At 76.5% G+C, this 5129-nt stretch carries 4 protein-coding genes and 2 pseudogenes; 2 read left to right on the forward strand and 4 right to left on the reverse strand.

The window, feature by feature from the left end; all coding sequences use genetic code 11:
* Positions 1 to 1474 (reverse strand): annotated as a pseudogene (locus tag EF918_RS32105) (carboxylesterase/lipase family protein); the annotation flags it as partial.
* A 141-nt stretch (positions 1475 to 1615) separates the two neighbouring features.
* Positions 1616 to 2207 (reverse strand): annotated as a pseudogene (locus EF918_RS32110) (aldo/keto reductase); the annotation flags it as partial.
* A 78-nt stretch (positions 2208 to 2285) separates the two neighbouring features.
* Here EF918_RS32110 and EF918_RS32115 point away from each other — a divergent pair.
* The gene (locus EF918_RS32115; protein ID WP_312847884.1) at positions 2286 to 2918 is read left to right on the forward strand and encodes a winged helix-turn-helix domain-containing protein; all 633 of its coding nucleotides are present in this window, start codon (positions 2286 to 2288) and stop codon (positions 2916 to 2918) included.
* Between the two features lie 74 nt (positions 2919 to 2992).
* The gene (locus EF918_RS32120) at positions 2993 to 3607 is read left to right on the forward strand and encodes an HPP family protein (RefSeq protein ID WP_260610856.1); all 615 of its coding nucleotides are present in this window, start codon (positions 2993 to 2995) and stop codon (positions 3605 to 3607) included.
* 28 nt (positions 3608 to 3635) lie between these two features.
* Here EF918_RS32120 and thpR read toward each other — a convergent pair whose 3' ends face one another.
* Positions 3636 to 4229, reverse strand: coding sequence for an RNA 2',3'-cyclic phosphodiesterase (gene thpR / locus EF918_RS32125; RefSeq protein ID WP_125652433.1), 594 nt, complete (start codon positions 4227 to 4229; stop codon positions 3636 to 3638).
* The gene (locus tag EF918_RS32130) at positions 4226 to 5071 is read right to left on the reverse strand and encodes a DUF817 domain-containing protein (RefSeq protein WP_125652434.1); all 846 of its coding nucleotides are present in this window, start codon (positions 5069 to 5071) and stop codon (positions 4226 to 4228) included. Before EF918_RS32130 ends, thpR begins: the two co-directional genes overlap by 4 nt.
* Positions 5072 to 5129 lie beyond the last annotated feature (58 nt).

Here is a 5129-nt window from a genome sequence, read left to right on the forward strand (position 1 = left end):
GGGGTGAAGAGCCGGGTCAGACGCTGGTCGGGGGTGTACGGGGGCCAGCCCGGGTCCCCGTGGGTGGCGAACGAGGTCCAGGCCGTGCGCATGCCGGCGGACAGGGCCTCCGCCTCGGGCGGCGGGCCGGCGCCGATCAGGGCCGCCGGCCGGCCGCGGTCCAGGGTGCCGAGGACGAGGGGGACGTCCAGCCCGTGGCAGGCGCCGAAGGCGCCGCCCAGGCCCGGGGCGGGCCAGATCAGCTCGTAGAGGTACGCGCGACCGCCGCCGGACACCTGGGACGCGGCCAGGTGGAGCGAGGGCATCCGGAACAGCCAGTCCGAGTGGACCGTTTCGTACAGTTCGTCCGGGCCGGCCGCCGGGAAGGCCTCCCGGTAGCGTCGGGCACCGTCGGGCGCCGGCGCGAACACGTCCAGCGCCTGCGCGGCCTGCTCCTCCGTGACCTCGCCCAACTGGCCGGCCAGCGCGGTGAACAGGCGCTGCTCGTCACGGGTGTGCCCGACGACGAGGTCGACGTCCCGGCCCACCCCGGCGGCCAGGGCCTGCCACGGCGTGGCCGTCAGCACCTCGCCGTCGACGACCGGCGCGAACGGGACCGTCCGCAGGGCGACCGGCCCCCAACGGTCCGCCCACCGGTCCATGGCCGCGCAGACCGCGTCCCCCGCGGCGGGCAGCCGGTGCGGGTCGACCCCCGACAGATCGGCCACCGTGGGGCGCAGCCCCAGTTCGGCCGCGCACGCCACGGCGACGTCCGCGGCGAGCCCGGGCGTGAGGAACGTCCCCGGCACGCTCTGGGCGACCGCCCGCCGGAACAGCCCGCGGGCCCGGTCCATGGCCTCAGCGCGGCCACCGACCCGCCCCCGGCGGACTGCCCGAAGACCGTGACCCGGTCCGGATCGCCGCCGAAGGCCCGGACGTTGTCGCGGACCCAGGTGAGGGCGGCCACCTGGTCGAGCAGGCCCCGGTTCGCGGGAGCGCCCTCGATCTGGGCGAAGCCCTCGATCCCCACCCGGTAGTTGAACGTCACGACCACGACACCGCCCTCCCGTGCGAGCCGGGCACCGTCGTACTCGGGCAGGCCGGAGGTACCGAACACGTACCCGCCGCCCTGGATCCACACCATCACCGGCAGCCCCTCGTCCGGGGCCACGGCCGGGGACCAGAGGTTGAGCGTCAGCCAGTCGCCGTCGTCCGGGGCGTCCTGCGCCAGCGCGTCCATGCCGAACATCCCGGCCTGCGGCGGTGGCGGACCGTACGCCACCGTGTCCCGCACCCCGGGCCAGCCGCGTACGGGCCTGGGCGCGGCGAACCGCAGCGCGCCGACCGGCGGCTCGGCGAACGGCACGCCCCGGAAGACCGCCAGCCCCGCGTCACGGGCGCCACGCACCACACCCGCCGTCGTACGGACCACGGGGCGCGCCGGATGCGGGGACTGGGACTGGGGCAGGGGCTCGGGCGTGGCTGGGTGCACCATGGCGGACTTCCCGGTGGCAGGAGGGAGGCCGCGCGGCGGCCCCGGACCCTGGGCATCATTCGCCGCCACCTCGACACCGCGCCAGCGAATTACCTGCGGCCCGCCGGCCGGCACCGCCGACAGGGCCGGCCGGGCCGGGCGTCACCCCGACGGCGCGTCCAGGAGGGCGAGTTCGTCCTCCGACAGGCGCAGTGCGCCGGCCGCGACGTTCTCGGCGAGGGGGCGGGGTCGCCGGTGCCGGGAATGGCCAGGACATGGGGGCCGCCGTGCAGGGTCCAGGCCGGCCGTACCTGGCCGTGCTCACTCCGTGGGCGCGGGCGACGGCCTGCACCGCGTCGCTGTCGACGGGACTCGCACCGGCCGGACCCGCGCTGGCGGCGATCGGGTAGAAGCGCACGAACGCGACGCCCTGCTCACCGCAGACCCGCAGCAGCTCCTCCTGCTCCGCCGGGGCGCCGATGCCGTACATGTTCGGGACGCGGACCACCGGCGCGACGGCACGGACCTCGGCCAGGTGGTGGCGGCGGACGTCGGACAGGCCCAGGTGGCGGACGAGTCCGGCGTCGCGCAGCTCGGCGAGCGCGCCGAAGCGTTCGGCGACGGACCCGGTGCCCACGATCCGCAGGTTCACCAGGTCGAGGTGGTCGCGGCCGAGCTGGCGCAGGTTCACCTCGACCTGGCCGCGCAGCTGCTCGGGGGTGGCGTGGGGCTGCCAGTTGCCCGCGGGGTCACGCCCAGTTTCCGGCTGCTGACCTGCGCCACCCACCATCCGGTCCACCGGCCCTGGGCCGAGCAGGTACGCCCGCGGACGGTGGCCGCCGGGCTGGACCGGGTCTGGCTGCGCGAGCTGATCCCGCCCACCGGCTACGTGCCCGACTTCCTCACACCGGTGCCCGCCGGACCCGCTCCTTCGCCCGCGGCGGAGCGGGACGCGATCCCTTCGGTGTTCACCGGGCCGGGTCTGCGGACGAGCACGAGACCGGCGGACCCACCGCAGCTCGCCTGTCCGGCACGTGGCGTCGGCACGCTGGGGGAGAGCCGGCCCACCGTCGGGGCTCCCGCCCCCGTCCCCGTCCTCGGCCGCTCGCGCACCCTGCTGCTGACCGAGCCGGCGAGCCCGGCCTCCACCACCGAACCGGCCCGCCGCACCGGACCCTCCCCTGCCGGGGTGTCCCAGTGCCTCACCGCGCTGCGCGACGCCGGTCTGGTCAGTGCCCACCGGGCCGGCCGCCGCGTCCTGTATGCACGCACCTCCGCCGCCGAAACCCTCCTGGCGGCCGCCGGCGGGCCGCCGACCGGCCGGGGACCGGCCGGGGGACCGTCACCCCCGGTACCGGCGCGGTCCGGCGGCCGGATAGGGTCGTGGGCGGACTGTGCCGGTTTCCACCGAGACGGGTACATGGCCGGGCCGCTGCGGACCGATCACCGGGCCATCGGCGGGTAGCGCACCACGTGCCGGTCGTTCCGCCCGTCGCCCGCCTGTCCGCCCGCCTCCGAGAAGCACGAGAACGTCCTGCCATGCCCCGCCCTGCCGCGACACCCGCCGCGACGCCCACGACCGAGCCCGCCGAGCCCGCGGTCTCCGCCCCGGCCGAGCCCGTGATGCCCGCCGCGCGCGCGGACTCTGCTCCCGCCGCCGCGGCACCCGCCCCGCCGCGGGCTCCCGCCCGGCCGACGCCGGTGGCCGCCGTGCACACCATCAGTGCCGCCACCGCCGTCCTGCTGGCGCTGGTCGGGATCGGCGCCATGATCCACGAGCCGGTCCTCATCCCCTCGCTCGCCGCCAGCGCGGCCCTGGTGCACAGCGCCCCGGCGCTGCCGCTGGCACAGCCGCGGGGCGTCGTCGCCGGTCATATGATCGGTGCCCTGACCGGCTTCGCCGTCCTCGCCTGGCTCGGCAGCAGCCCCTGGGCCGCCGCCGGGGCGGGCGGCGTCACGCTCGCCCTGACCCTGCTCGCCCGCACCCCGCACTCCCCGGGCATCGCCACGTCCGTGATCGTGGTGCTCCAGACCCCGAGCGCAAAAACGTTCCTGCCCCTGCTCCTCGGCGCCACCGTGCTGCTCGTCCTCACCGGCTACCTGGCCTCCCGGGTCCGGCCGGGCGCCACGCGCTATCCCGCCTACTGGTGGTGAACCCCGCCCGCGGCCGGCCCGCCGCGGCTCAGCGCGGGGCGCCGGCGAAGCTCCAGGCCTCGATGTCCCGGTAGCGGATCGGCCCCGGGCCGCGGCCGACGTTGCTGCCGACCAGGTGCAGGCGCTCGGCCCGCCAGTCCCGGCCCGCGAACCCGGCCAGCCCCGCGGCGAGCGCCGGCACGCTGGCGGCGTCGTCCCGACGGGAACGGGCCAGCGTCAGGTGCGGGCGCAGCGGCCGCTCCTCGAACGCGATCCCGCACGTCCTGACCAGGGCGCGGACCTCGGCGGCCAGGGTGTGCAGCGCGTCCAGCTCGCCGTCGATCCCGCTCCACAGCACCCGCTCGTCGAAGTGCCCGCCGCCGCGCAGCGCCAGACCCACCGGCCGGCGCGCCGCCGCCAGCTCCGCGAGCGGCCGGCGCAGCGCGGGCACGGCGGCGGCCGGGAGCTCGCCCAGGAACGCCAGGGTGATGTGCCAGTCCTCGACCCGGTTCCAGCGCAGCCGCGGGTACTCCTCGTAGGCGGGCCGCAGCTCCCGCTCCAGCTCCTCCTTCGCCTCGTCCGGCGGGGCGAGCGCTATGAAGACGCGGACGGTCGGGGCCGCGGACCCGTTCTGCTCGTTCACGGATTCCTTGGTACACCATGGGCCGCGCCGGCTCCGGCCCGGGCGGCCGTCCCGGGCCGGTGGTGCGCGGCCGCGCCCAGCACGCACAGGACGCTGACCAGCAGCGCCCAGGCCCCGAACTTCTGCACCGAGACCGGCTCCCAGCCGTCCAGCTGGTACGGGTAGCGCCAGGCACCGGCGTAGGTGGCGATGTTCTCCGCCAGCCACAGGAAGAAGCCGATCAGGACGAAACTCAGCGGCATGGGCATCCAGTACGCGTGCCGGCCGACCGTGTAGTGGACCCGGGCCCTGGCCGTGACCAGCACCAGCAGGGCGGCCAGCGGCCAGCGCAGGTCGGGCAGCCAGTGGTGGGTGAGGAAGTTCAGGTACAGGGCCCCGGCGACCACGGCGGTGGCCCCCGGGCGGTACCCGCTCAGCTCCAGCTCCAGCCGCCGCCAGACGGCACAGATGTAGCTGCCGACCGCCGCGTAGAGGAACCCGCCGTACAGGGGCACCCCGCCGAACTTCAGCACCGCCGGTTCCGGGTACGACCACGAGCCGAGGGCCACCTTCACGTACTCGAAGACCAGGCCCAGCAGGTGGCAGCCGGCGATCACGGCGAGGTCGCGGCCGCGCTCCCAGCCCGCCAGGTGGAAGACCAGGCTGAGCAGCACGCCGTACCCGAAGAGCAGGTCGTAGCGGGCCACCGGTAGCTCGGGCAGCAGGGAGGAGGCGCCCACCCCGGCCAGCAGCGCCACGGCGAACGCGCAGCTCGCGCCCTGACGCAGGCCGAAGCCCACGAGCTGGCGCAGGGCATGGGTGGGCCGGCGGGGGAGTCGGAGTCCGACGGTCGGCAGGTACATGCCTGCAAGGACGCGCCGGGCCGGGCAGCGGTTCGCCGCCGGGCGGGGAGTGACGCGA

Origin of the sequence: Streptomyces sp. WAC06614, from assembly GCF_003949795.1 — a bacterium.
Taxonomy (GTDB): domain Bacteria; phylum Actinomycetota; class Actinomycetes; order Streptomycetales; family Streptomycetaceae; genus Streptomyces.